The organism is Serratia rhizosphaerae (genome assembly GCF_009817885.1).
Classification (GTDB): Bacteria; Pseudomonadota; Gammaproteobacteria; order Enterobacterales; family Enterobacteriaceae; genus Serratia_B; species Serratia_B rhizosphaerae.
In genome coordinates this window covers 4772595-4799551 of sequence record NZ_CP041764.1, presented here as the reverse complement: position 1 = coordinate 4799551, position 26957 = coordinate 4772595, and the positions used below count along the sequence as shown (strand labels likewise).

Sequence of the window (26957 nt, the reverse complement as noted above, 5' to 3'; positions counted from 1 at the left end):
GTGCGGGGTCAGGATTCCAGCCAGTTTTTCAGGCGGATGGCGTCACTGTAGTGGCCATAGCGCTGCTGTGATCCGAGCAAGATCATCACGATGGGCTGGCCCTTAATGACCGTGCGCACCACCAGACAGTGGCCGGCCTCGTTGGTATAACCGGTTTTTTGCAAACGGATATCCCAGGCATGGTTATTAATCAAGCCGTTGGAGCTGCGGTACACCAGCTGGCCGCGGCCGGGATGCACAATTTGCTGTTTATCCGTGCTGAAGGCGCGGATGGTCTGATAGCGGTAGGCGTGCTTCACCATTTTCAGCAGATCGCGTGCGGTGGAGACATTGCGCGGCGTCAGCCCGGTCGGATCGCGGAAACGGGTGTTCTTCATGCCGATCTGGCGCGCTTTGCGGTTCATCCGGGCGACAAAGGCCGGGCGACCGCCGGGATAGTAACGGCTCAGCGCCGCCGCCGCGCGGTTTTCCGACGACATCAGCGCAATGTGCAGCATATCACGTCGGCTGAGGACGGAGCCGACGGTCAGCCGCGAGTGGGTTTTCTTCAGTAAATCACGGTCGGCGCGGGTCACTTTTATTTTATTGCCCAGCGGGCGTTTATTGTCCAGCACCACCATGGCGGTCATCAGTTTGCTCAGTGAGGCAATCGGCATGCGTCGGTTGGCCTGCTTCTGATACAGCGTTTTACCGGTCTTGGCATTGACCACCAGAGCGGCGCGGGAGTGCAGGGCAAGCGGGGCGGAAGCCTGTGCGGCAGAGACTGCGGACAGCATGATGCAGGCGGCTGCGGCGGCAATCAGCCGGCGGGAAAGAAAATTAAACAATGACATGACACCGTGATTTTTTGACTAAACGATTAACAGATACCGTCGTGAGTCTGCCGAGCAAATGTGGAGAAAATAGGGGGAACGGGGCGAGGTTTTGAGCAATCGCCCCATAATGAATAATCAGCAGGCTACTTTTCTGCGGCCACCGCTTCGCTGACCAGTTCACGGAAGCGGCTGACGATGGGCGAGTGGCGATTGCCGCGCAGCGCCAGATACAGCGGCGCGCCGGGCGCGTCGGCGTCGCTGATGGCGCGATAAACGATGCCGTCGCCGCCAAGGCGACGCATCGATGCCGGTACGATTGACAGCCCCAGACCGGCGCCGACCAGGCTGAGGGTGGCCGGCAGGCGCGGCGCCTCCTGCACGATGCGCGGGCTGAAGCCGGCACGGTAACAGGCGGCGAGGATCGCATCGTACAGCCCCTGTCCTGCCGGGCGGCGGTAAAGAATAAACGCCTCATTGGCCAGTGCCGCCAGCGGCAGCGGCGTTTGTGCATCGTCAGCCAGCCGGTGGCCGACCGGCAGGGCGATCAGCATACTTTCGCGCAGCACCGGTTCGATACTGACTCCGGGGATCTCGCTGACCGGTGAACGCACAAAGGCCGCATCAAGCCGCTCATCCACCAACGCATCCATCAACTCCCCGCTGCCGGCCTCTTCCAGCTGCGTGGTGATGTCCGGCAGGATCTCGCGGTAGCGCCGCAGCAGATTGGGTACGAACGGGTGCAACGCCGCCGAACTGGTGAAACCGATAGCGATATGCCCCTGTTCGCCGCGGGCCGCGCGGCGCACCGCATCTGCCAGCGTTGCGGCGCGTGCCAACAGCGTCCGCGCCTCACGGAGCAGCACATCACCGGCGTCGGTGGTGCGTACGCCGCGCGGCAGGCGCTGTAGCAGCTGCACGCCCAGCTCCTCCTCCAGTCCTTGCAGCAGGCGGCTGAGCGGCGGTTGCTGAATGCACAGCCGTTCGGCGGCGCGGGTAATATTGCCTTCCTCAACCACGGTGACAAAGGCTTTCAGCCGGCGCAGTTCAATCATATCAATACCTTCAGGGTATGGTCAGTGTCCACGAAATGCATTAGACATCATGGCATGCGCACGCGCATCATACCAGCCATCAGAACCTGTGTGAGAGGCGTCATGTCAGAGACGAACGTAGTGAAAGGGGCAGCGCATGCGGCGGCGCCCGGTAATTGGGCGCTGTTTCAGGGGTTCTTGATGCTGGGATTGATCGGCTTCGGCGGCGTGCTGCCGATGGCGCGGCGGATGCTGGTTGAGGAGCGGCGCTGGCTGAGCGGTGAGCAGTTTACCGAGCTGCTTGGCCTGTGCCAGTTTTTGCCCGGCGGCAATGTGATTAACCTGTCGGTGGCGGTCGGCATGGAGTTCCGCGGCCTGCGCGGCGCCTGCAGTGCGCTGTTGGGGCTGATTTGCGCGCCGACGGCTATTGTGGTTGCCCTGGGCGCGGTCTATGCGCGCTTTCAGAACGATGCCCACATTCAGCACCTGTTCGCCGGGCTGGCCGCCGCTGCGGCCGGGCTGCTGTTGGCGACCGCGTTAAAAATGCTGCAGCCGCTGCGTGGCCGCTGGCTGGCATTGGCGATCGCCGCGCTGTGCCTGCTGGCGATCGCCTGGCTGCGTTTGCCGCTGTTGCCGACCATGCTGACGCTGGCGCCGCTCAGCATTCTGCTGGCCTGGAGGAAATGGTTATGATTCCGCTGCTGATCGCATTGGCGGTCATCTTTAGTGAACTGTCTCTGATGGCGTTCGGCGGCGGTATCACCATTCTGCCGGAGATGCAGCGGCAGGTGGTTGAGGTGCATCAGTGGATGAGTGCGCAAGAGTTCAGCGCGCTGTTCGCCATGGCGCAGGCGGCGCCGGGGCCGAATATGATGGTGGTGCCGCTGATTGGCTGGCAGGTCGCCGGCTGGCCGGGGCTGCTGGTGTCATCGCTGGCCAAATTTGTGCCGTCGTCGCTGGTGACCCTGCTGGTGATGCAGGGGTGGAAACGCTTTAAGGATCGGCCGTGGCGGCGCTATGTGCAGGCCGGGCTGGTGCCGGTGACGGTGGGGCTGGTCGCCGCCAGCGGCGCGTTGATCGCCGAGGCGTCGGCCGGCAGCTGGCGGCTGGCGCTGCTGATTGGCGTCGCCACGCTGCTCGGCATGAGTAAACGGCTGCATCCGCTGTGGGTGCTGGCCGGCGGCGCGCTGCTGGGGCTGTTGATGGCCTGATGCCGGGCGTGCCCTCTGTCTGTGCGGGCTTCACCAGGGGTGCTCCGGCGCGCGGGCATTTTCCAGCGCGAAGGTGCCCAGTTCAATTTCCCCTCCGCGCTGGTAGTAGGCGATCACCACGCCGCTGGGGGTGCTGAGCGCTTTTTCCAGCGTAAAGGCCATCGCCGTCAGCCCCTCGGCAAACAGCCGTTTACCGTCCCCCAGCAGCACCGGATAAATCAGCAATCGCAGTTCGTCCACCAGATCGTAGGACAGCAACTGTTGTACCAGCTCGCCGCTGCCCTGCACGATCAAATCCGGTCCGTCTTCGGCCTTCAGTGCGTTCAGCGCCGCCGGCACATTCTGGCCCAGAGAGTGGCTGTTCTGCCAGCAGAGCGTGTCGCTGTGATGGGTAGCAACGTATTTGGTCGCCTGATTGAACAGGCGCGCCGCATCGTAGCTCATTTGATCGAAACTGCCGGCCGCAGGGTCGCTTTCCACATAGGGCCAGTGCGCGGCGAAAATGTCATAGGTTCTGCGCCCCAGCAGCAGGTCGAACGGGCGGGAGAACAGATCGCCCATGGCTGCGGCGATCTGGTCGTCCCAGTAGGGCACCGTCCAGCCGCCGTAGCGAAACCCGCCGGCGCGATCTTCTTCCGGCGCGCCCGGCGCCTGCATCACCCCGTCCAGGCTGAGAAAGGCGCCAACGATAATCCGTCGCATAGTGCTACCCTCGGTTGATTATTACCTTTTAAGGGTAGAGCGCCGGCGCCGACTCCGCCAATTCAGCCCTGTGCGCGTAGCGCCTTCAGCAGCGCCTGGTGGAATGTCTCCGGCTGTTCCATTTGCGGCGCATGGCCGAGACCCGGGAACTCGACCAGCGTCGCCTGTGGGATCAGTTTCGCCACCTGCTTGCCCAATTGGTGATAGTCGCCAATCTGCGCCTTGACCGCCGGCGGGGCGATGTCGCTGCCGATCGCCGTGGTGTCGTCGGTGCCGATCAGCAGGGTGGTCGGCATCTGCAGATTTTTAAATTCGTAATAGACCGGCTGGGTATAGATCATGTCGTAGATCAGCGCCGAGTTCCATGCCACCAGCCGTTTGCCGGGACCATTGTTCAGCCCCGCCAGCATATCTACCCAGCGGTCGTACTGCGGCTGCCAGCGGCCGCCGTAGTAAGTTTTCTGTTCATACTGTTTAATGCCGGCGGCGCTGGTTTTCAGCTCGCGCTCAAACCATTGATCGACGCTGCGCCAGGGCACGCCTTTCGCCTTCCAGTCCTCAAGGCCGATCGGGTTGACCATCACCAGTTGCCGCGTTTGCTGCGGATACATCAGCGCATAGCGTGTGGCCAGCATACCGCCGGTCGAGTGGCCGATCAGTGTCGCCGAGGAAATCTTGAGTTTTTTTAGCAGATCGTGGGTGTTTTGCGCCAGCTGCTGGAAGCTGTATTGGTAATGTGGCGGCTTGCTGGCGCTGCAAAAACCGATTTGATCCGGGGCGATCACCCGATAACCGGCCTGGCTAAGCGCCTTGATGGTATCTTCCCAGGTGGCGCCGCAGAAGTTTTTCCCGTGCATCAGCACCACGGTCTGTCCGTTGGCGTCGCCGTCGGGCGCGACGTCCATATAACCCATGCTTAAGGTCTGGCCCTGTGAGCGGAAGCTGAATTTCTGCAGCGGATAAGGGTAGTGAAAACCTTGCAGTTCGACGCCATATTGCGGGTTTTCAGCGGCGCCGACGGCGCAGGGCAACAGCGCGCCCGCCAGCAGGGCGCAACGGGAAAGTTTTAACATCCTGAAGTCCTTATAAAAAGCGAAAGAGTCCTGAGTATAGTGGCTAATGCGTACGCGCAGGGTAAAGAACGGTCAACGCTGGGCGATAGCCCCGCCGCAGCAGCGGGGCGACGGACGGCTACAGCTGCTTCTGGCTGCGGAACTGCTTCAGGGTGTGGGCGACAAAGGTCATTTCCTGCGGCGTCCCCAGCGAGATGCGGCACCAGTCATCGGCCGGCGGGAAAGCACGTCCCACCAGAATGCCTGCCTGTTTCATCTGCTGCTGGAAGGCGGCGAGCGGCGTGGTGAGCTTAAAGAACACGAAATTGGCTTCCGACGGTAAATAGTCGAGGCCTAGTTCGTTCAGCGTCTTCAGCAATATCTGCCGCGAAGTATCATTGCTTTTCTTGCTGTAGGTGACGAAGGCCTCATCGTGCAGCGAAGCCAGAGCGGCGTCCACGCCGCAAAAATTGATCTTTTCGCCGGCCACGTGATTGGCCAGGCGGGCGATCAGCGCCGGTTGCGCCACGGCGTATCCCACGCGCATGCCGGCCATGGCGTAGATTTTGGAGAAGGTTTTCAGCAGGATCACGTTGTCGGCGCCCTGTTTCAGCAGCGGGCCGACCGAGCGGAAGCGCGGGTCGTTGACGAATTCGGCATAGGCTTCATCAACAATAAACACCGTATTGGCCGGTTTGCTGGCGATCCAGGGTTCGATCAGGTCGGCCGGCGTGATGGTGGCGGTGGGATTGTTCGGGTTGACCAGATACACCAGCGACGGGCCGGCGTGGTTGGCAACCGCCTGTTTCAGCCCGTTGATATCGAACTGCCAGCCGTCCAGCATTGGCACTTTGGTGATTTTCATCCCGGCGATGGCGGCGAAGTGCTCGCCGTCGCCGTAGGTCAGCGCCGGGATCACCAGCTGTGTATCCAATGTGGCGTAAGCCTCGATAGCGGCGCGAATGCCCTCCGAAGAGCCGGCGGTCAGCAGAATGGACTCGTCTGGCAGTTGATAACGGCCGGCCAGCTGGCTGCGCAGCGCGATAATTTCCTCTTTGGCGTAGCGGTTGGCCTTGACCACGGCGTCGCGCGCCGCCGCCTGCGCCCGCGGCGACATGCCGAGCGCATTTTCATTGAAATTGATGCGGATAGGATGTTCGGCCGTCGGTGTGGTAAAGCCGGCCGAGGACGATGGCTGCGCATCGGCCAGGGCGCTGCGGCTCAGTCCCGCCAGCGCGACGCCGCCGGCCAGCGCGCCCGAAAGTTTTAATAACTGTCTGCGTTTTACATTCAATGTATGGCTGTCTTGCATCTGCACTTCTCCTTGCTGAAAAATCGTGGCAAGGATCAGGGGCAGGAATCGTGCCAATTTGTAACTCATTGATTTATTGTGGTTCCCGGCCAGCGTTGCACTGTAACGCATCACGGCGGCCGGGCAACTGCACCATGAGGCATGCAGGTTATGCGATGCGGCGTTGCACTAACCGTCTGAACCAGCGGGGATTGCTGAACATAACCAGGTTGCCGAGCAGGATCAGGCACAGGCCGATCACCGCGTTGCCATGCCAGATATACCCCTCATACAGCGTCGAAATGGTCAGCGCCACCAGAGGAAACAGCAGGGTGCTGTAAGCGGCGGCGCTGGCGCCGATGCGTCCCAGCAGGCTGAAATAGGCGGCAAACGCGATCACCGAACCGAAAATCGCCAGATACAACAGCGACCCCAGATAGCGGCTGTTCCACTCAATCTGAAACGACGCCCCCTGCGCCCAGGCCAGCAGCCCCATCAACAACGCGCCGTAGCTCATGGCGTAAGTATTGGTCGACAGAATATCCAGCCCGTGGCGCTGGTGGCGGCTGCCGATCATATTGCCGAGCGAAAAACCCAGCGTGCCGAGCAGGCACAGCCCCACGCCGTGCAGCAGCTCCGGTGCCGGCTGTGCGGCCCGCAGCTCGTGCCAGAACAGCGCGACAATGCCGCTGACGCCGAGCAACGCGGCGGGCAGCAGGTTCGGGCCGGGGCGCTGACCGAAGAATATCAGGCCATTAAGCGCGTTAAACAGCACCGCCATGGAGAAAATAACCGACTCCAGACCGCTGCTGACGGCGGCCGCGGCCAGATAGAAACAGTAAAAGTTGAAGCCGAACACACAGCAGCCCTGCAGGAGGCAGAACAGATGGTCGCGCAGGCTGATGCGGCGCAGCCTGCGGGTCAGCAGCAGCGCCAGCCACATCACCAGCGCGGCGATAGCGAAACGGTAGCTGATGGAGACCGGAATGGAGACCGGTCCCTGTTGCTGCAGATTAATCGCAATCCAGGTGGTGCCCCAGATCAGCACCACCGCCAGGTATAACAACGCATTCATCAGGTAATCACTCCAGCGGGAAAGAGGGGCGATTATGCGTTGCCGGGCCGTGGAGCGCTTGCAGACGCCTGCGGCGAGTTGCATATTCTTGCGCTTTTTTTACCGGCGCAGTGGTGCCGCGGCGCGCGACTCCTTACACTGGAAGCCTGTTTATCATCCTCGGAGCCAGGCATGTCAGCGTACAAGGCGTTTACCACACTGCAGGAGCATAAGGCCCGGCTGCATCATCACCTGCATCTCGCGTCCGGCGTGGAGCTGGCGGCCTGGTCCAACTGTGACGATCGCATTACTCAGGAAAGCGCCGACCACCATACCCTCAGCCTGTACGTCGCCGACGGCTACGAGTGCTACCAAAAGGTGCCGGACGGCTGGCGCAACGGCGGCGGGCCGGACCATTTTTGCATTATGCCGCGTCAGTATGAGTCAACCTGGGACGTGCGCAGCAATCTGTCGTTCGCTCATCTGTATTGCACCGATCGTCATCTGCGGCAGCTGGTCGAGCAGACCTGGGACCGCAGTCCGGCGTCGATCAACGTTGAGGCGCGCTCTTTCGGCGAAGATACGCAGATTACGCGGCTCTATCGCCAGTTTTTGCTGAACGTCGACTGGCAGGACCGCGCCAATCAACTGACCATCAGCAGCGCGGCCGGCATGCTGATGGCGCATTTGCTGCAGCACTATACGCAGCTGCAGTGGCGGCTGCCGTCGGTACGCGGCGGGCTGGCGCCGGCGGTGCTGCGCCGGGTGTGCGATTTTATCAATGAACATCTGGAGCAGCCGCTGCTGCTGGGTGAACTGGCGGCGCAGGCCGGGCTCAGCGAATTTCACTTTGCCCGCATGTTTAAACACGATACCGGCCTGGCGCCGCACCAATATGTGATGCGGGCGCGGCTGCAGCGGGCGGCGCACCTGCTGCGTCACGGCGTATTGCCGGTGACCCAGATTGCGCTGGCCTGCGGTTTCAGCTCCGCCAGCCACTTCAGCAACCGGTTCAAGGCGTATTACGGCATGACGCCGCAGCAAATGCGCCAGGGTACAATACCGTCCTGAGCGGACTTACTGATTATCCTCTTCCACCGCCTGATACAGCCGCTGCAGAATATCAGGGAAAGCCGACTGCACGCGATTCCAGCTGGGTACAAACGGCTTGCTCTCCGCCGGCGCGTCCATAAACTGCTGGCCGGCCTGCGTAATCACCTGGGCGAACAGCTCCACCGCCGACTCCTCACTGTGGCGGTCAAACGTCAGGCCGTTGATTCTGGCGTCGTGGTCGAAGGCGTCGATCATATCCAGCGCGGTGCGGTAGTAGGTGGCGCGCAGCACGCGGAAGGAGTCGCCGGTGATACTGACGCCCTGAATCGCCAGTTTGCGATACAGCGCCTTGGTGATATCGGCGGCCATGCGCTGCAGACCGCCGGCGGGGTCATGTTCCGACATCGGCTGATGTTTATGATCGTAATTATCGGCGATATCCACCTGACAGATGCGACTGGTGGCGGTAGTGCGCTGCACTTCCGATAGTACGCCGATTTCCAGCCCCCAGTCGCTGGGGATGCGCAGGTTGTTGAGAATATGGGTGCGCATGGCAAATTCACCGGACAGCGGATAGCGGTAGCTGCGCAGATACTCCAGAAAGTCTGAGTTGCCATACACTTTTTGCAGCGATTTCAGCAGCGGGAACACCAGCAGCCGGCCGACCCGGCCATTTAGTTTTCCGTCCGCCACGCGGGCGTAATAGCCTTTGCAAAAATCATAATGAAAGTGCGGATTGGCCAGCGGATAGAGCAGGCGGGCCAGAAGATGGCGATCGTAAGTGACAATGTCACAATCGTGCAGTGCTACGCAGCTGCTGCGGCGTGACGCCAGCGTATAGCCGCTGCAAAACCAGACATTGCGGCCTTTGCCGGGTTCGCTCGGCGCCAGTCCTTTGTCACTGAGCCGGCTGGCGATGGCGCTGAGGCGCGGGCCGTCGTTCCACAAGATACGATGCCGCTGCGGCAGGCGGGAGAAGAAGCGTTTGGCATGCTCAAACTGCTGGCGGTCGGCGCGATCCAGGCCGATGACGATCTCCTGCAGGTAGGGCACCTGCGCCAGCGTTTCGATGATATGGTCCAGCGCCGGCCCTTCAAGCTCCGCATAGAGCGAAGGTAAAATCAGCCCCAGCGGCGTGCGGCCGGCGAACGCCTGTAGCTCATACTCCAGCTCGGCGATTGGCCGACGGGTCAGATTATGGAAGTTGGTGATGATTCCATCCTGATAAAACTCACTCATGGGCAATCCTCCGCGCTTTACCGGGTAACAGAAAGTGGTCCAGTCCCTCGCTCCAGCCGGCGGGGCCGGTTTGTCGGCTGCGGTACAGCCGGCCGCGCCGTGTCGCTGGCAATGAAAGGGGTTCAGAGCGCAGGGCGCGGATCAGCACGGCATAGTCCGCGCTCTGCAGCAGCGGCAGATCGTTCGGCCCGTCGCCCAGCGCCAGCGTGGTGAAGACGCGCTGATGGCGTAACTGATAATGCCGCGTCAGCCAGCGGGCTGCGCGTCCCTTGCTGACGCCGCGTCCCATCACGTGGTAAAAGCGGCCGCCGCGGGTCAGCGTCAGCCGTTGTTGCGCCAGCGCATGGCGAAAGTGCGCCAGCTGCTGCTGATCGTCCAGCCAGCACAGTGGTTCGGAGCCTGCGCGCTGTCGCGCCAGCCGGGCCTCCTGCGGGGTAAATCCGCACCACTGCGCCACCGTCGCGTCGTCGGCATCGGCAAAGCCGCGAAAAGCGAAACTGGCGTGCAGGTGGTGCAATGCGTTGACAATGGCGGCATAGTCCGCGCCAAAGATACGCGCAGGGTGACGCCAGCCGGGCGGGAAAACGATCTGTGCGCCGTTTTCGGCGATAAAAGGAAAGGCGCTCAGGCCAAGGCGCTGTTGCAGTATGGCGATTTCCGCCGCCGTTTTACTGCTGGCGATAATCAGCGGCAGCCGCGCGGCGCTGAGACGGTCCAGCCAGGGCTGCGCCGCCTGCCAGCTGTAACTGTCATGATCCAGCAAAGAGCCGTCCAGATCGGTAAAAATCAGCAAATTATCTTTCAGCGTCAGCATCTTATCCCCATCGGTCATTACGTGGCGCCGCAGATGCGGAGCGCGCGCCTCAGAGTGGATTTTGTGATGTACGTCACAATTAACCCTAATGGGTTATCTCCGATCGCGCAAGTTCCAGCGGCGCGGGATGCATTCGCTTGATTGGAGAGACGATATCAGGCGTCTTGTCTCGAAAGCGCCATGTCATACTTACCTAAAATCCCCGCGATGTTATCTCTGTACGCGATCGAACTAATCCAATGGATGGAAATGATATGGCTAACGAGGAAGGTTTAAACATTGTGCTTTCGCCGGTTCAACTGGCAGCGGCAATGTCAGACAGGAGCGTTACCGAGGGTGAAACCTTAAGCAACCGTCTGTTTGGCGGCCTGGGGTTTGCCGGCGGCGTTATTGAGCTTATCGGCGCTGGTGCGATGTGTTATGCACCTCACGGCGCAGGAATTCTTCACGCTGGTACAGCAAAAAGCTGAGAAAAAGTTAGCGGCCCTTAAGTGCTCAGAGCGATCGCAATGAGTGCCTTTACTTGGCGAATGAAAAGCAGGTAATAAAACGCACTGCGATAATAGATGCTGTACTCATGGATGTACCCGGAAGAAACCCCCATCATAAAAAACAACTTACCGTTTGATTAAAGGGATTACACTGACAGCACACTAGGCAGATTCGTAACGAAAGAACAAAACTGGCCGGGAGGCATTATGAAAGTAGCTCTGTTGGGCGCCGCGCTGCTGATGGCGACATCGCAAACGGTCTGGGCGGCACAGGCGTGCGGCGATAAAAACAGCCAGACCGAAATGAACATCTGCGCCGCAGACGAGTACAAACAGGCGGATGCGCAGCTTAATACGCTGTATAAACAGCTGCAGAACCGGTTAAAAGGCGATGCGGCGGCCGCTAAGCGGCTGGTTGCCGCGCAGCGCGCCTGGATTGGCTTTCGCGATGCGGACTGCCAGTTCAGCGCCGGCGCCAGCGAAGGCGGTTCGCTGCACGGATTTGTCCTGAGTAACTGCCTGACGGATAAAACGCAGGCGCGCGCCGCAGAGTTCAAACAGTTGCTGGCGTGTCAGGAGGGTGATACCAGCTGCCCGCTGCCGCCGGCGTCATAAGCGTGACGCGCCGGTCTTCAGGCCGGCGCGTATGTTGCTCAGGGGATCGGCCAGTCGGTCGGCATATTGCTCATCACATCAATAAACACATCTTTGCTCACCGCCCAGAAGTGCGACACGCCTTCCTGGGTCAGGGGGATGCCCATTAACCCCATGACGAACCAGATGGTGGTAAACAGCCCGAGGCTGCTGAAGATAAACGCCATGCCGTTACGGCTGGCTTTGCGGCAAACAACGTTTAACTGACTGGCGATAAACATCATGACGGCGCTCAGCAATTCCCAGCGCATCATGATAAAGCCCGTGGCTATGGTACTCATCGAAACTGATCCTTGACTACAAAATTGGCGTTCGTCCGTCTCAATTCGGCGAGCCGATAACGCAGAGCGGTGGAAGCGACGTGAAGAAAAAGCAGGATCAATAGTGTGATCCTGATCACATTGTAGCACCACCCTGATTTACGGCTCAATGCCTTCGCCGGAGGAAATTACCGTTTCGCGACACATTCAAACATGCTGAAACATTTCTGCCACATCATTAGCAACCTTTTCATGGGGCAGCGTGATGAATAACGCTATGCTTGGCCGTTTTTCAACCCGTTGTTTTTACAGCGGGAATAAGCTGTCAAACAGGTAACCCGCCCCGCATGGCCCTATTAAAAGAGAAAATTCGCGACCATTCCGCCGAGGAAATGCTGTTTGTCCGCCGCGCCGGCGTGGCGTTATTGGTCGTTGTGGCCTGCTTCGGCGCGCTGATTTACAACCTGTACCGCCTGCAGGTGAAACAACACGATTTCTATCAGACGCGTTCCAACCAGAACGATATCAAAATGGTGCCGATTGCCCCCAGCCGCGGGCTGATCTATGACCGTAACGGCGTGCCGCTGGTACGCAATCTCACCCTGTACCAACTGCAGGTCATTCCCAGCAAAATCGCCAATATGTCAGCGCTGCTGCAGGCATTGACGCCGATCGTCGATTTAACACCGGACGATATCAGCAGTTTCCGCGATCAGATGGCGCACACCAGCCGCTATAAGCCGGTAACGTTAAAAAGCGAACTGAGCGAAACGGAGGTGGCGCGCTTTGCCGTCAACCAATACCGCTTCAACGGCGTAACGGTCGACAGCTATCAGCAGCGGCAGTATCCCTACGGCGCGCAGCTGGCGCACGTGGTGGGCTATGTGTCGAAAATCAACGATCGCGACATCAAGCGGCTGACTGAAAGCGGGGAGATGGAGAATTATGCGGCCGACCACAATATCGGCAAGCAGGGCATCGAAGGTTATTACGAAAAAGCGCTGCACGGCGTCACCGGCTATCGGGAAGTTGAAGTGGATAACCACGGGCGCATCGTGCGGCTGCTGAAAGAACAGCCGCCGCAGGCCGGTAAAAACATCTACCTGACGCTGGATGTGCGCCTGCAGCAGTACATCGAATCGGTGCTGAAAAACCAGCGCGCGGCGGTGGTGGTGGAAGACCCGCGCGACGGCGGCATTCTGGCGATGGTCTCCAGCCCGAGTTACGATCCCAACCCGTTTGTGAAGGGTATCAGCTACAAATCATATAAATCGCTGCTGTCCAACCCCGATCTGCCGTTGATTAACCGCGCCACCCAGGGGTTGTATCCGCCGGCGTCAACGGTGAAACCCTATATGGCGCTGTCCGCCTTATTCTCCGGCGTGATCACGCCGAGCACCACCTACTTCGGCGCGCCGACCTGGACGCTGCCCGGCACCAAACGCCGCTACCGCGACTGGCTGAAAAGCGGCCACGGCATGCTGAACGTCACCAAGGCGATTGAGGAGTCCGCCGATACCTTCTTCTATCAGGTGGCGTTCGATCTGGGGATCGACCGTATTCACAGCTGGCTGAGTCAGTTCGGCTACGGCAAACCGACCGGCATCGATTTGAATGAAGAGTACAACGGGGTACTGCCGAGCCGCGAATGGAAACAGCGGGTGCATAAAAAGACCTGGTATCAGGGCGATACCATTTCGGTGGGCATCGGCCAGGGTTACTGGATCGCCACGCCGATTCAGATGGTCAAAGCGCTGACCATTTTGCTCAATAACGGCAAGGTGAAAAATCCACATCTGCTGTATTCGATGAAGCGCGGCGCGCAGGTAAACCGTTATCAGCAGCCGGCGCCCAGCGCGCAGGTCGGCGATCCTAACTCGCCGTACTGGGGCATCGTACGCAACGGCATGTACGGCATGGCTAACTTGCCCAATGGCACCGGCTATAAACTGTTCCACAGCGCGCCTTACCACATCGCCGCCAAATCAGGCACCTCGCAGGTGTTCGGGCTGAAGGAGAACCAGACCTATAACGCCAAAATGATCCCGGTGCGGCTGCGTGACCATATCTTCTACACCCTGTTTGCGCCGTATCAACATCCGAAAGTGGCGATGGCGCTGATTCTGGAAAACGGCGGGGGAGACGGCGTGGTGGCCGGACCGACCGCGCGGGCGATCCTCGACCATATTTTCGATCCGGCCAACGCGCCGCCGGCCGGCGAGCCGGAAAAAGTGAAAGCGCCGATGAGCGACAGTGCTGATGTGCAACAGTAACTGAAGCTTATTGTTACTTTCTTACAAACTGCAATCTTCCTACTGGATTTTTCTGAGTAGACTGCAGGGATAAATAATCCGAATAAAAACGCAGGGTTAACAGTGGCACCATCTTCAAAAAAAAACGTTAAAAATTACTCTTCGCCGCGCTTTGGCTGGATCTGCGCCGGGATACTGCTCTGCTTTATCCTGCTGATGCTGCGCGTCGGCTATCTGCAACTGCTGGAGCATCAACAACTGACCAGTCAGGCGGATCAGCGCTCAGTGCGTACCCAGGTGGTGCCGACCAACCGCGGCATGATCAGCGATCGCCACAATGAAGCGCTGGCGGTCAGCGTATCTTCGCGCGATATCGTGCTCGACCCGAAACATATTATCGACAGCCAGACCAACACCGGCGACGAACGCTGGCAAAGTATGGCGAATATCCTGAAGATGCCGCTGAGCGATATTCAGGCGCTGATCCAGCGTAACGCCCGCAAACGCTTCGTCTACCTGGCGCGTAAAGTGGAGGATGACAATGCGGAATATATCAAGAAGCTGCACCTGACCGGGGTCAGCAGCGAGCAGGACTTCAGCCGCTTTTATCCGATGGGGCAAGACGCTGCCGGGCTGATTGGCATCGTCGGTCAGAATAACCAGGGGCTGGAGGGCATTGAACGCGGCTTTAACCACCTGCTGCAGGGCAAAAACGGCCTGCGGGTGTACCAAAAAGACGGCAACGGTGCGGTGATTAACGTGCTGAAAAACGTCGACCCGGTGCCGCCGCCGAACATCACGCTGAGCATTGATAAATTTATTCAGTATGTGCTGTTTGCCCAGATCCGCGACGGGGTGATCGCCAACCAGGCGGACTCCGGCTGTGCGGTGCTGGTGAAGGTCAACACCGGCGAAGTGCTCGGCATGGCGAGCTACCCGACCTTTAATCCGAATAACTACGCCAACGCGTCGTCGCAGAATATCCGCAACGTGTGCAGCAGCGACAGCTTTGAACCTGGTTCGACCGTGAAACCGCTGGTGGTGATGGTCGGCCTGAACCGCCATCTGATCCAGCCCGATACCGTGCTGGACACCACGCCGTACCGGGTCAACGGCCATCTGATCCGCGACGTGGGCCATTGGTCGAAGCTGAGCATCACCGGCGTGCTGCAAAAATCCAGCGATATTGCGGTATCGCATATTGCGCTGGCGATGCCTGCCACCATTCTGCCGGCGGTGTATCAGAACTTCGGCCTGGGGAAACCGACCGAGCTGGGCATCGGCAATGAGAGCAGCGGCTACCTGCCGCTGCACCGCACGCGCTGGGCGGATATCGAACGCGCCACCTTCTCGTTTGGCTACGGCCTGCGGGTCACGCCGCTGCAGATGGCGCGTGAGTACGCGGCGATCGGTGCGTTCGGCGTTTATCGGCCGCTGTCGATCACCAAGGTGACGCCGCCGGTGGTGGGCCAGCGCGTTATGCCGGCCTCGGTGGTGAAGTCGGTGGTGCATATGATGGAAAGTGACGCCTTGCCGGGCGGCAGCGGCGTCAGCGCTGCGGTGCCGGGCTACCGTCTGGCGATAAAAACCGGCACCGCGGAGAAAATGGGTGCCAACGGCAAATACGACGGCGGCTATATCAACTACACCGCCGGCGTTGCGCCGGCCAGCGATCCGCAGGTGGCGCTGGTGGTGATGGTCAATAACCCGAAAGCCGGCAAACACTTCGGTGGTTCGGTGGCCGGCCCGGTGTTCGGTAAAATCATGGGCCAGGTGCTGGAACATATGAATATCCTGCCGGACGCCCAGCCGCTGAACGTCGTGTCACGCATTAAAGGCTAAACCCCACGGCCTGCCGGACGTCGTTCCGGCAGGCCGTTTCTTCCCGTCATTACTTCACGCCCGTGCGCATCATCCCGTGCTCCAGCTGTTTCCACAGGTAGCTGACCGCCGGCGTCATACGTCGTCCGACGCGGCAGATCAGCTGGCTGGGAAAGGCGCGGGCGATCGGATGATCGATCGGAATCGCCGTGACGCGCCGCTCGTCGACCGGATGGCGGGTGGCGTCGCTGGACATAAAGGCCACGCCCAGCCCGGCGGCGGCAATCGCCTGTGCGGCGGTAAACATATTGCAGCGGTAGGACGGGGCGAAGTGGATCTGCTCGGCCTGCGCCAGCGCGTGTAAATAGCGCTGCACGCCAAAGTGGTCGGGCATGAAAATCAGCCGCTGGCTCTGTAGTTCGCGCACCGTTACGCTGCGCTGTTTGGCCAAAGGATGGCTGACGCTGACCACGGCGGAAAAGGGCGCGCCGCGGAATGAACGCACTTTCAGCAGCGGGTCAAAGTCATCGACGCCGGTGCACAGCCCCATATCCACCTGGCCTTCGCGCACCATGGCGATAATCTCGGCGGTAGAGCCGCAGCGCACATCGACCACGATATCCGGGTAGTGCTCGCTGAAATCGCGCAGCGCGCGGCCGAGCAGCCGGTCGATAAACCCTTCGCCGACGCCGATCGCGATATGGCCGCGTTTTAACTGGCGAAACTCCTGCAGCTGCATGGTCAGTTCCTGCTGGCGCTGCAGCCGCTCGCGGTAGAAATCCACCAGATGCAGGCCGATTTCCGTCAGCGTGACGCCGCGTCCCTGACGCTCCAGCAACACCATATCGAGTTTGTGTTCCAGCTGGGCCAACTGGCGGCTGACGGCGGAGGCGTTAACGCCCAGTTTATCGGCGGCGGCCCGCACGCCGCCGTAGTTGGCCACTTCATACAGATAACGCAGCTGGCGTTCATCCACCTCGCTGACAAAGCTGTCCCCACGCATTATTGCCGCCTCAACTGTTGACTTAAAAGCAACACAATAGCACGCGGTATGTTATGTGAGCAGTAAAAAACCGATGCTAGACTCGATGGTTCCCTTTGCTGAATTATTGGTGTAACCAAATGAAAAGTAACGGTAATTATACGGAGCTGGCGGATGTCGCGCCGCTGGAGGAGGAGCTGACCGCGCTGAGGCGTCATCTGCACCAGCATCCTGAACTGTCCAATTTTGAGCAGCACACCGCCGCGCTGGTGGCAGACAAACTGCGGCAGTGGGGCTATCAGGTCGCCACCGGCATCGGCGGCTATGGCGTGGTGGGTACGCTGCAGATCGGCGACGGCGGCAAGCGCCTGGCGCTGCGCGCCGATATGGACGCGCTGCCGATCGAAGAAAGTGGTGACCACGACTACCGCAGCCGGCAGGCGGGCGTGATGCATGCCTGCGGCCATGACGGCCATACCGCCATGCTGCTGGGGGCCGCGCGCTACCTGGCGCAGAGCCGCAGCTTCTCCGGCACCCTGCACCTGGTGTTTCAGCCGGCGGAAGAGATCGGCAGCAACAGCGGGGCGCAGCGCATGATCGCCGACGGCCTGTTCGAGCGTTTCCCGTGCGACGCCATTTTTGGCATGCATAACCATCCCGGCTATCCCGCCGGCACCATGATGTTCCGCAGCGGTCCCTTTATGGCGGCCTGCGACACCATCACCATCACGCTGCACGGCAAGGGCGGCCATGCGGCGCGGCCGCATCTGGCGGTCGATCCGCTGGTCGCCGCCAGCAGCCTGGTGATGGCGCTGCAGACGGTGGTGGCGCGCAATATCGACCCGACCGAGGCGGCGGTGGTCACCATCGGCTCGCTGCATGCCGGCCACGCCGCCAACGTTATCCCGCAAAGCGCCACGATGGAACTGAGCGTGCGCTCGTTTAATCCACAGGTGCGCGAACAGTTAAAACAGCGCATCAGCCAGCTGGCGCAGCAGCATGCCGCCGGTTACGGCGCGCGCGCCGAGGTCGATATCCTGCCGGGCTACCCGGTGCTGATCAATCACGAACAGGAAACTGAGTTCGCCCGTCAGGTAGCCACAGAGCTGCTGGGCGAACAACAGGTGGTCGCGCCGTTTCCCGCGATCGCCGGCAGTGAGGATTTCGCCTACTACCTGCAGCAGCGCCCGGGCTGCTTTATGCGTCTCGGCAATGGCGACAGCGCCATGCTGCACAACGCCGCCTACGACTTTAACGATGCCAACCTGACGGTCGGCGCCGCTTATTGGGCGCGGCTGACGGAACGTTTCCTCACGGCATAACCATAACAACAACACGCTGCCTGGCGCGGCTTTAATGACAGACAGGGTTAACAGACAGGAGCAGTGTCTATGCACACGGTTGAAACCTCGCAGCGAAAGATTATTGTCGCTGCCGTGTTCGGTAATCTTCTCGAATTTTATGATTTTACCGTCTACAGCTATTTCGCCTTGGCGATCAGTAAGCAGTTTTTCCCCAGTCACGATCCGGTGATCTCCACCATGCTGGCGTTTTCCGCCTTTGCCATCGGCTTTGTCGCCCGGCCGCTCGGCGGCGTGGTGCTGGGCTATTATGCCGATAAGAAAGGACGCCGTGCGGCGCTGACGCTGACCATTATGCTGATGGCGCTGGGGGCGGCGATGATTGGCCTGGCGCCCAACTACGCCGCTATCGGCGTGGCCGCGCCGGCGCTGATCGTACTGGCGCGGCTAATTCAGGGCTTTGCCCAGGGCGGTGAGTTCGGCGCCGCCACCGCCACGCTGCTGGAAACCGGTTCCGACGAGCGCCGCGGTTTTCGCGCCAGCTGGCAGCTCGCCAGCCAGGGGGCCGCAGCGCTGCTGGGAGCGGCCGTCGCGGCGATTCTCACCTTCACGCTGTCGGCGGAGGCGTTGGCGGAGTGGGGCTGGCGTATTCCGTTCCTGCTCGGCACGCTGATTGTGCCGGTGGGCATTTACCTGCGTCGGCATATCGTTGACGAGCCGCCGGCGGTCAAACCGGCAGAGCGGCGGATGTTCGAGGCGCGCCACGTGCGCAACTGGCTGCTGACGGTGTTTTCGATCATGGGCATGTCGGTTTCCAGCTACATCATGATTTACTATCTGCCGACCTACAGCATCCAGCAACTGGGGCTGCCGGAGCGGCTGTCGATTATGGTGGCGCTGGCGACCAGCGTGATTTCATTTGTCATGTGCCCGATCTACGGCGCCTGGTCGGATAAACTGCGCAAACGCAAGCCGCTGGCGATGTTCGGCCGCCTGATGCTGCTATTGTTGCTGTACCCGGCATTCTGGGCCATGACGCACTTTCCCACCTTGCCGGCGGTGATGTCGGTGATGATCGTGCTGATGCTGTTCTACACCATGGGGTCCGCACCGGCCTACGCGTTGATGCCGGAAAGCTTCCCGCGTCATATCCGCGCCAGCTATATGGCCAGCGCCTACGCGGTGGCGGTGTCGCTGTTCGGCGGTACGGCGCAGTTGGTGGCCGCCTGGCTGCTGGACGTTACCGGCAATAAAATGGCGCCGGCCTGGTATATGATGATCTGCGTATTAATCTCGCTGCTGGCGGTGGCCCGTTTTGAGGAAACCGGTGATAAAGCGCTGGAATAAGTGGCTGCGCTATAAAAATAACCAGAAAATAGACGGCGGCGGTGCAGCGACATTTTTCATTGCCCGCTGAAGAAAGGAAAATGGACTAATTAATAGGAAAGAAAATTAATTATCCGACGTGCCGCCAGGGAGAGGCGGCAACGTCGGATTACAGGGGCGATTAACGGCTGGTCTGGTGGCCGATGATGCCGCCCAACGCAGCGCCGCCCAGGGTTCCCAGGGTGCTGCCGTCGGTCAGTACGGCACCGCCCAGCGCGCCGACGCCGGCGCCGACAGCGGTATTACGATCGCGATTGGACATGTGGCCACACGCAGTGACAGACAGCGTTGACAGAATCAAAACAGCTACGCCAGCGGCACGTTTAATGTTCATATTGTTTCCTGGTAAAAGTGAGGAATTAATAAACGACAACGTAAAGATTAATGCCTCGGTAAAAGTTGCAGTGAATGTATTCCGCCGTTCAAAAATAAAATAGGGAAATATTCTTAATTTTTTGTAGAGAGAATATTATTTGCCTGTGCGGGAAATCGCCGTTTGGGGCGAAATAGCCAACCATGCCGCACGGTGGCGCACGCCCGGCGTGAAGAGCCGCTACGCGCAATTGTGTTATCAATGACACAAAAAGCTAACGGCGTACGCCGCGTTCATTGACTTTTGGCTGCCTGCTATTCAGTATGGGACTCTCGTGTCACTAATATGACATTCTTATCCGGTCATAAGAAATTCAGCAGGTGCCAGCGTGTCTACCTCAACCCGTTTTGCCGTTGCTATTCACATACTTACCAATATTACGCTGTTCCGCGGCCAGGCGGTGCGTTCAGAGGATATTGCCCGCAGTGTGAATACCAACCCCACGGTGGTGCGCCGCATTCTCGGCGCGCTGGCGGAGGCCGGGCTGACGCACTCGCAGATGGGGCAAGGGGGCGGCGCCTTGCTGGCCAGGCCCGCTGACGACATTACGCTGCGCGATATTTACCATGCGGTGGAAGAGCAGCCCTATTTCCCGCTGCACCGCTCCAAGCCCAACGATGCCTGCTACATCGGCCACGCCATTGTGCCCGTACTGGAAGGGGAGTTTGAACGTATCAGCCGCCAGATGGACCATGCGTTGGAGAAAACCACGCTGGCTGATATCGTCGGCCGGGTAGAAGCCTGCGCCGGCTATCCTTTCACCCCCTGTGAACCCGCATCGGCAACAAACCTGCCTAATTAATCATTCTGATGAATTATTGGTTCTTTAAAGAGCATTTTTTTGCATTGCTTTAATGTAACTGTGTACGTTACATTGATCCACGTCAAAAGTGTGACCACGGTTGTCACAGATCAGACGCACTCATTCGATGAGGAAAAATCCCTGAGAAATCAATCCCTTCGGGATTGGGATGCTTTGCTCATTTTTCAGCTGGCGGTCAAATGTGCCGTCAGAGATTATTTTGACCAGGAGACGACGATGATTGAGATGTTAGAAAGCCTGGCTACGGTGGTTATTCTGGTGCCGGTCATGGTTGCGGTTCTGCTGGGGGTGATTTATGGCCTGGGCGAACTGTTTAACCTGATTTCCAACGCCGGCAAGAAGCAAGAAAAACCCGCGCCAGCCGCCGCTGCACAGGCGAAACCGGCTACGGAAGCGCGCGTCAAACCCGCGGCCGCCAACGCCGAAGCGTAATCGCATTACGCCAATAAACAGGGCTGAATCGCTATCCGGTTCGGCCCTTTTTTATTGCACTTTTCCCTCAGCCGCCGTTTTTGGCTGCGCCTCTGCACACTGTGTGCCGATATTCGCCGTTGTTAACCACTTTTTCACTCTGCGTCGTTAACCTTTACCCAATCTTGACGGTTGCCAGGCGGCGATCTCCTTATCATTGAGAATAAACGTTCATTCTCTATGTGTCGGTGATTTTCTATGCGAGTAAGAAGTGTTGTGCTGTTCAGCCTGTCGCTGCTGTTAAGCGCATGCGATCGGCCGTCGGACACGCCGGCGGCGGGGCCGTTGGACGTGGGCGTGCGGACGCTGCAGGCCCGGCCGGTGACGCTGAGCAGCGAGCTTTCCGGGCGGGTGACCGCCGCGATGAGTTCTGAGGTGCGTCCGCAGGTTGACGGTATTATCAAACAGCGGCTGTTTACCGAAGGGGCGGAGGTGAAAGCCGGTCAGCTGCTGTATCAGATCGATCCGGCCAGCTATCAGGCCAGCTACGATCAGGCGCTGGCGCAGCTGCAAAATGCCCGGGCGACGGTGAAATCCAGCCGCCTCAAGGCCCGGCGCTATGCGGCGCTGGTAAAAGAAAACGGCGTATCTCAGCAGGACGCCGATGATGCGCAAGCGACCTATCAACAGGCGCTGGCGTCGGTTGCGCAGTACCGCGCGGCGGTCGCCAGCGCCAAAATCAACCTGGACTATACCCAAGTGCGGGCGCCTATTGCCGGTCGTATCGGCATTTCCGCCGTAACGCCTGGCGCGCTGGTCACCGCCGGTCAGAGCGACGCGCTGGCCACCATCCGCGCGCTGGACCCGATCTATATCGACCTGACGCAGTCCAGCAGCCAACTGCTGACGCTGCGCAAACGTCTGACGGCCGCCCAAACGGCGCAGACGGTGCCGGTAAAGGTTCAGTTGGAAGACGGCAGCGCCTATGCCCAGCCGGGAAAACTGGCGTTAACCGAAGTGGCGGTGGACGAGTCAACCGGCTCGGTTACCCTGCGTGCGGTGGTGCCCAATCCGCAGCACCAGCTGCTGCCGGGCATGTATGTACGGGCGACGGTGGAAAACGGCGTCGATCCGCAGGCCATTCTGGCGCCGCAGCAGGGGATCGGCCGCGATACCGACGGCAACGCCACGGCCTGGGTGGTGAACCCGAAGAATCAGGTTGAACAGCGCAGCGTGGTTACCGACCGGGTGGTCGGCAGCAACTGGCTGGTGACCTCCGGCCTGCAGGCGGGCGACCGGCTGATTATCGAAGGTACCGATAAGGTGAAGGCGGGGAGTCGGGTCAACGCCGTCGAAGTGACGGCCGCCAAGGATAAGGTGCAGTAATATGTTTGCGAAATTTTTTATCCGCCGCCCGGTATTCGCCTGGGTGATCGCCATTATCATTATGCTGTGCGGCCTGATGTCGATCCGCTCGCTGCCGATTTCACAGTACCCGGACGTAGCGCCGCCGTCGGTGGCCATTTCCGCCACCTATCCGGGCGCCTCGGCGGAAACGCTGGAAAACAGCGTGACGCAGGTGATTGAGCAGCAGCTGACCGGCCTCGACGGTCTGCTCTATTTTTCTTCTTCCAGCAGTTCCGACGGCTCGGTCTCCATCAATGTCACCTTCGATCAGGGCACCGACCCGGATATCGCCCAGGTGCAGGTGCAAAACAAGGTGCAGCAGGCGGAAAGCCGCCTGCCGAGCGAAGTGACGGCGCAGGGCATTACGGTGACCAAAAAGCAGAGCGACTTTCTGCTGATAATGTCGCTGTACGATGACACCGACCGCCGCAGCGCCAACGATATCTCCGACTATCTGGTCAGCAATATGCAGGACACGCTGGCGCGGGTGCAGGGCGTGGGCGACGTGCGGGTGTTCGGCGCGCAGCATGCCATGCGCATCTGGCTCAATCCGACCAAACTGGCGTCCTACTCGCTGATGCCGTCAGACGTGACCAGCGCTATCGAAGCGCAGAATACCCAGGTGTCGTCGGGCAAACTCGGCGCGCTGCCGTCGGGCGGCGATCAGCAACTGACCGCCACGGTAATGTCGCGTTCGCGGCTGCAGACTGCGGAGCAGTTCCGCCAGATTATCGTCAAAAGTGCCGGCAGCGGCGCGCTGGTGCGCCTGGGCGATGTGGCGCGGGTGGAGATGGGGGCGGAAGATTACAGCGCTCACTCACAGGTCAACGGCCACCCGGGGGCGGGGATTGCGGTGATGCTGGCGCCGGGCGCCAATGCGCTGTCAACGGCGCAGGCGGTGAAAGCCGCCATCGCCGACTTCCAGCGCGGCATGCCGCAGGGCTATAAGGTGGCCTATCCGCTGGACAGCACCGACTTTATTCATATCTCGATCGAAGAGGTGGTGAAAACCCTGCTGGAAGCGATGGTGCTGGTCGTGGCGGTGATGTTTGTATTCCTGCAGAACCTGCGCACCACGCTGATCCCGGCGATCGCCGTGCCGGTGGTGCTGCTTGGCACCTTCGGCGTGCTGGCGGCATGCGGCTACTCGATCAATACGCTGACGCTGTTCGGCATGGTGCTGTCTATCGGCCTGTTGGTGGACGACGCCATCGTGGTGGTGGAAAACGTGGAGCGCGTGATGCGCGAACAGCGGCTGCCGCCGCGCCAGGCGACGGAAAAGTCGATGGGGGAGATTACCGGCGCGTTGGTCGGCATTGCGCTGGTGCTGTCGGCGGTATTCCTGCCGATGGCGTTCTTCGGCGGTTCCACCGGAGTGATCTACCGCCAGTTCTCGATCACCATCGTCTCTTCCATGGTGCTGTCGGTGGTGGTGGCGCTGACGCTGACCCCGGCGCTGTGCGCCACGTTGCTGAAGCCATTAGATGAACAACACGGCACCCGCGGGCTGTTTGGCCGCTTCAACCGCGGTTACCAGCGGCTGCAGACGCGTTATCAGCGGCGTATCGGCCGGGTGATTCACGGTCCGGCGCGCTATTTGCTGTTGTATACGCTGGTGCTGGCGGGCTGCGCGCTGATGTTTTTCCGCCTGCCGACCGGTTTTTTACCGACGGAAGATCAGGGGTATGTGATGGTGCAGTTCACCCTGCCGGCCGGCGCGACGGACGCGCGAACGGCGGTCATCAGCAATAAAATCAAGGACTACTTCCTGACCAAAGAGAAAGACAACGTCAACGTAGTGTTCACCGTATCCGGCTTCAGCCTGAGCGGCAGCGGGCAGAATGCCGGCATGGGCTTTGTCTCGCTGAAGAACTGGAGCGAGCGGCCGGGCAGCGAGAACAGCGCCGATGCGATTGCCAAACGGGCGATGGCTTATTTCTCCCGCGAGCGCGACGCGCAGATCTTCTCGCTGACGCCGCCGTCGGTGCCTGGTTTGGGCCAGTCGAACGGCTTTACCTTTGAGCTGCAGGCGCGCGCCGGCACCACGCGGGCGCAACTGCTGGCGATGCGTAACCAACTGTTGCAGCAGGCCGGTGAGAATACGGCGCTGTCGGCGGTGCGCGCCAACACGCTGCCGGATATGCCGCAGCTGCAGGTGGACGTCGACGATGCCAAAGCCGGCGCGCTGGGGCTGAGCACCAGCGATATCAACAGCACGCTCAGCAGCGCGCTGGGCGGCAGTTACGTCAATGATTTTATCGACGGCGGCCGGGTGAAAAAGGTCTATCTGCAGGGCGATGCGCCATTCCGCAGCAAGCCGGAGGATATTGATAAATGGTTTGTGCGCGGCAGCGACGACAGCATGACGCCGTTTTCAGCCTTTGCACGCAGCCGCTGGATCAACGGGCCGGAGAACCTGTCGCGTTACAACGGCCTGGCGGCGTATGAGATCCAGGGTCAGGGCGCATCCGGCGTCAGTTCCGGCACGGCGATGGCGGAAATGGCCAAACTGGCGCTGCAACTGCCTGCCGGCACCACCTATGCCTGGAGCGGCCTGTCTTATCAGGAGCAACTGACCAGCGGGCAGGCCTCGGCGCTGTATGCCATTTCTATTCTGGTGGTGTTCCTGTGTCTGGCCGCGCTGTATGAAAGCTGGTCGGTGCCGTTTTCGGTGATGATGGTGCTGCCGCTGGGCGTTATTGGCTCGCTGCTGGCGATCGGCCTGCGCGGTCTGGAGAATGATGTTTACTTCCAGGTAGCGTTGTTGACGGTGATCGGTCTGTCGGCGAAGAACGCCATTCTGATCGTCGAGTTCGCCGAAGACGCCTACCGGCGCGGGGCCACGCTGACGGCGGCGGCGGTGGAGGCTGCGGCGCTGCGGCTGCGGCCGATCCTGATGACCTCACTGGCCTTTGGCGCCGGCATCCTGCCGCTGGCGTTGTCCAGCGGCGCCGGCGCCAACAGCCGGATCGCCATCGGCACCGGTATCCTCGGCGGTACGCTGACCGCGACCGTACTGGCCATTTTCTTTGTTCCTCTGTTCTTCGTTCTGGTGCGCCGCGTGTTTTCCGGCAAACCGCAGGGACTGACCGATAAGGGCGCTTCACATGATGCAGAATAAACGGTGGCAACGCCTGGCCGGGTTTTCCCTGCCTTGGCTACTGGCCGGCTGCCTTTCCCTTGATCCTGACTATCAGCGGCCGGCGCTGCCGGTCACGCTCGGCGACAGCGCCGCGGCTGACCACACGGACGGCTATCCACAGCTGGCGTGGCGCGACTATATCACCGACGCCCGGCTGCGGCAGGTGGTGGCGCAGAGCCTGGATGCCAACCGCGATCTGCGCGAAGCGATCGCCAATATCGCCGCCGCCCGCGCGCTGTATGCCGAAAGCCGCGCCTCGCTGCTGCCGACCCTCGACGCCGGCCTTGACGGCAGCCGCTCGCGGGCGCTGACCGGCAGCGGCAATGCCACCGCCATCAGTCAGAGCTATCAGGCGGAGGCCGGCACCAGCGCCTTTGAACTGGATCTGTTCGGCAAGAACCGCAGCCAGACGCGCGCCCAGTATGAGAGTTACCTGAGCAGCGCCGAAGCGGCGCGCAGCACGCGCTTAACGGTGATTGCCACCGTGGTGGAGGCCTGGATCGCGCTGGCGGCCGACCGCAGTAATCTGGCGGCGGCGCAGGATACTGCGGCCAGCGCGCAGCGCTCGTTGACGGTAACGCGCAACAACCAGCGGCACGGCATTGTCTCTCTGGTAGACGTCGCCTCGGCGGAAACGGTTTATCAGGCGGCGCGCGCCGACGTGGCCGAATACGCCACCCTGGTGGAACAGGACAACAATGCGCTGGTGCTGGCGGTCGGCCAGCCGGTGGCGGCCAACCTGTTGCCGGACGGCATCGACGCGCTGGCCGGCAGCATGAAGGAATTGTCGGCGGGCGTCTCTTCGCAGGTATTGCTGAACCGGCCGGACGTGCTGGCGGCGGAACATACGCTGAAGGCGGCCAATGCGGATATCGGCGCGGCGCGGGCGGCGTTTTTCCCCACCATTTCGCTGACCGCCAGCGGCGGCGTCGGCAGCGCGTCGCTGTCATCGCTGTTCAGCCGGGGGGCCGGCATCTGGTCGTTCGCGCCGAGCATCAGCCTGCCGATTTTCAGCGGCGGCTACAACTCGGCGGCGCTGGACTACGCCAACGCCCAGCAGCGGGCCGATGTCGCCAGCTATGAAAAAACGGTGCAGACCGCCTTTCAGGAGGTGTCGGACGCGCTGGCGCGCCGCGCGACGCTCCATCAGCAACTGAGCGCGCAGCGCGGCAACGTCGCGGCGGCACAGCAGTATGCGCATCTGGCGGAGCTGCGTTACCGCCACGGCGTTGACAGCTATCTGAACCTGCTGACGGCGCAGCGTACGCTGTACAGCGCGCGTCAGTCGCTGATTGCCGTGCAGCAGACCCATTACCAAAATCTGATCACGCTGTATAAGGTGATGGGCGGCGGTAGCGCACGGCCGGCGACGGATAAAACTGATTAACCTGC

Annotated in this window: 24 protein-coding genes and 1 pseudogene; 14 read left to right on the top strand and 11 right to left on the bottom strand. The window is 60.6% G+C overall.

All coding sequences use genetic code 11. From position 1 onward, the window contains the following. Positions 1–8: 8 nt before the first annotated feature. Complete coding sequence (gene pbpG, locus FO014_RS22325; protein WP_160031112.1) at positions 9–833, bottom strand: D-alanyl-D-alanine endopeptidase; 825 nt, start codon at positions 831–833, stop codon at positions 9–11. A gap of 125 nt (positions 834–958) precedes the next feature. Beyond that, positions 959–1873, bottom strand: coding sequence for a LysR family transcriptional regulator (locus FO014_RS22320; protein WP_160031466.1), 915 nt, complete (start codon positions 1871–1873; stop codon positions 959–961). A gap of 96 nt (positions 1874–1969) precedes the next feature. Between FO014_RS22320 and FO014_RS22315 the strand changes: the two genes are divergently transcribed. Together FO014_RS22315 and FO014_RS22310 are read left to right on the top strand one after the other, a co-directional pair. Then, entirely contained in the window at positions 1970–2539 is a 570-nt protein-coding gene (locus tag FO014_RS22315) for a chromate transporter (RefSeq protein WP_160031111.1), read from the top strand. Continuing rightward, the gene (locus FO014_RS22310) at positions 2536–3057 is read left to right on the top strand and encodes a chromate transporter (RefSeq protein WP_160031110.1); all 522 of its coding nucleotides are present in this window, start codon (positions 2536–2538) and stop codon (positions 3055–3057) included. The genes FO014_RS22315 and FO014_RS22310 overlap by 4 nt, the downstream gene beginning before the upstream one ends. A 30-nt stretch (positions 3058–3087) precedes the next feature. On the opposite strand, the gene FO014_RS22305 is transcribed toward FO014_RS22310, so the two are convergent. The 4 genes from FO014_RS22305 to FO014_RS22290 all read right to left on the bottom strand — a co-directional run bounded on the left by FO014_RS22305 (position 3088) and on the right by FO014_RS22290 (position 7177). Then, complete coding sequence (locus FO014_RS22305) at positions 3088–3759, bottom strand: dihydrofolate reductase family protein (RefSeq protein WP_160031109.1); 672 nt, start codon at positions 3757–3759, stop codon at positions 3088–3090. A gap of 62 nt (positions 3760–3821) precedes the next feature. Next, positions 3822–4832 carry an alpha/beta fold hydrolase gene (locus FO014_RS22300; protein ID WP_160031108.1) on the bottom strand — a complete coding sequence of 337 codons (1011 nt, stop codon included), beginning with the start codon at positions 4830–4832 and terminating at the stop codon, positions 3822–3824. A gap of 118 nt (positions 4833–4950) precedes the next feature. Next, the gene (locus tag FO014_RS22295) at positions 4951–6123 is read right to left on the bottom strand and encodes a pyridoxal phosphate-dependent aminotransferase (protein WP_160031107.1); all 1173 of its coding nucleotides are present in this window, start codon (positions 6121–6123) and stop codon (positions 4951–4953) included. Positions 6124–6271: 148 nt separating this feature from the next. Next, positions 6272–7177: a DMT family transporter gene (locus FO014_RS22290; RefSeq protein WP_160031106.1), complete on the bottom strand. Its 906-nt coding sequence runs from the start codon at positions 7175–7177 to the stop codon at positions 6272–6274. Positions 7178–7348: 171 nt separating this feature from the next. Between FO014_RS22290 and FO014_RS22285 the strand changes: the two genes are divergently transcribed. Continuing rightward, on the top strand, positions 7349–8227 hold the full coding sequence (locus FO014_RS22285) for an AraC family transcriptional regulator (protein WP_160031105.1): 879 nt from the start codon (positions 7349–7351) through the stop codon (positions 8225–8227). Positions 8228–8233: 6 nt separating this feature from the next. Here the strand turns inward: FO014_RS22285 and FO014_RS22280 are convergent, their stop codons facing one another. Further along, entirely contained in the window at positions 8234–9448 is a 1215-nt protein-coding gene (locus FO014_RS22280; RefSeq protein ID WP_160031104.1) for a glycosyltransferase family protein, read from the bottom strand. Beyond that, entirely contained in the window at positions 9441–10262 is an 822-nt protein-coding gene (locus FO014_RS22275; protein WP_160031465.1) for a mannosyl-3-phosphoglycerate phosphatase-related protein, read from the bottom strand. The genes FO014_RS22280 and FO014_RS22275 overlap by 8 nt, the downstream gene beginning before the upstream one ends. Positions 10263–10516: 254 nt before the next feature. Here FO014_RS22275 and FO014_RS22270 point away from each other — a divergent pair, with 254 nt between their 5' ends. Together FO014_RS22270 and FO014_RS22265 are read left to right on the top strand one after the other, a co-directional pair. Beyond that, complete coding sequence (locus FO014_RS22270; RefSeq protein ID WP_160031103.1) at positions 10517–10732, top strand: hypothetical protein; 216 nt, start codon at positions 10517–10519, stop codon at positions 10730–10732. Positions 10733–10960: 228 nt separating this feature from the next. Next, the gene (locus FO014_RS22265; RefSeq protein WP_160031102.1) at positions 10961–11368 is read left to right on the top strand and encodes a lysozyme inhibitor LprI family protein; all 408 of its coding nucleotides are present in this window, start codon (positions 10961–10963) and stop codon (positions 11366–11368) included. A gap of 38 nt (positions 11369–11406) precedes the next feature. On the opposite strand, the gene FO014_RS22260 is transcribed toward FO014_RS22265, so the two are convergent. Beyond that, complete coding sequence (locus FO014_RS22260) at positions 11407–11688, bottom strand: YjcB family protein (protein ID WP_160031101.1); 282 nt, start codon at positions 11686–11688, stop codon at positions 11407–11409. Positions 11689–12014: 326 nt separating this feature from the next. Between FO014_RS22260 and mrdA the strand changes: the two genes are divergently transcribed. Together mrdA and FO014_RS22250 are read left to right on the top strand one after the other, a co-directional pair. Then, the gene (gene mrdA, locus FO014_RS22255; protein WP_201282889.1) at positions 12015–13940 is read left to right on the top strand and encodes a penicillin-binding protein 2; all 1926 of its coding nucleotides are present in this window, start codon (positions 12015–12017) and stop codon (positions 13938–13940) included. A gap of 102 nt (positions 13941–14042) precedes the next feature. Further along, on the top strand, positions 14043–15761 hold the full coding sequence (locus FO014_RS22250) for a penicillin-binding transpeptidase domain-containing protein (RefSeq protein ID WP_160031100.1): 1719 nt from the start codon (positions 14043–14045) through the stop codon (positions 15759–15761). Between the two features lie 49 nt (positions 15762–15810). Here the strand turns inward: FO014_RS22250 and FO014_RS22245 are convergent, their stop codons facing one another. Continuing rightward, entirely contained in the window at positions 15811–16743 is a 933-nt protein-coding gene (locus FO014_RS22245; RefSeq protein ID WP_105231106.1) for a LysR family transcriptional regulator, read from the bottom strand. 119 nt (positions 16744–16862) lie between these two features. On the opposite strand from FO014_RS22245, the gene FO014_RS22240 reads away from it, so the two are divergent. After that, positions 16863–18044 carry a M20 aminoacylase family protein gene (locus FO014_RS22240; protein ID WP_160031099.1) on the top strand — a complete coding sequence of 394 codons (1182 nt, stop codon included), beginning with the start codon at positions 16863–16865 and terminating at the stop codon, positions 18042–18044. Between the two features lie 69 nt (positions 18045–18113). Next, positions 18114–19370: an MFS transporter gene (locus tag FO014_RS22235; protein WP_160031098.1), complete on the top strand. Its 1257-nt coding sequence runs from the start codon at positions 18114–18116 to the stop codon at positions 19368–19370. A 160-nt stretch (positions 19371–19530) separates the two neighbouring features. Here FO014_RS22235 and FO014_RS22230 read toward each other — a convergent pair whose 3' ends face one another. Next, positions 19531–19743, bottom strand: a complete 213-nt coding sequence (locus tag FO014_RS22230; protein ID WP_105231108.1) for a glycine zipper 2TM domain-containing protein — start codon at positions 19741–19743, stop codon at positions 19531–19533. 367 nt (positions 19744–20110) lie between these two features. Here FO014_RS22230 and FO014_RS22225 point away from each other — a divergent pair, with 367 nt between their 5' ends. From FO014_RS22225 to FO014_RS22205, 5 genes and pseudogenes are all read left to right on the top strand, one after another. Then, a complete protein-coding gene (locus FO014_RS22225; protein ID WP_160031097.1) occupies positions 20111–20584 on the top strand; it encodes an Rrf2 family transcriptional regulator in 474 nt (157 codons plus the stop codon). Positions 20585–20821: 237 nt separating this feature from the next. Further along, positions 20822–20953 (top strand): annotated as a pseudogene (locus tag FO014_RS24110) (AcrZ family multidrug efflux pump-associated protein); the annotation flags it as partial. Between the two features lie 321 nt (positions 20954–21274). Continuing rightward, the gene (locus FO014_RS22215; protein ID WP_160031096.1) at positions 21275–22402 is read left to right on the top strand and encodes an efflux RND transporter periplasmic adaptor subunit; all 1128 of its coding nucleotides are present in this window, start codon (positions 21275–21277) and stop codon (positions 22400–22402) included. A gap of 1 nt (position 22403) precedes the next feature. Beyond that, positions 22404–25544 (top strand): efflux RND transporter permease subunit, encoded by a 3141-nt coding sequence (locus FO014_RS22210; protein WP_160031095.1) that lies wholly within the window; start codon positions 22404–22406, stop codon positions 25542–25544. Next, entirely contained in the window at positions 25531–26952 is a 1422-nt protein-coding gene (locus FO014_RS22205; RefSeq protein ID WP_160031094.1) for an efflux transporter outer membrane subunit, read from the top strand. The genes FO014_RS22210 and FO014_RS22205 overlap by 14 nt, the downstream gene beginning before the upstream one ends. The last annotated feature ends 5 nt before the right edge of the window (positions 26953–26957 follow it).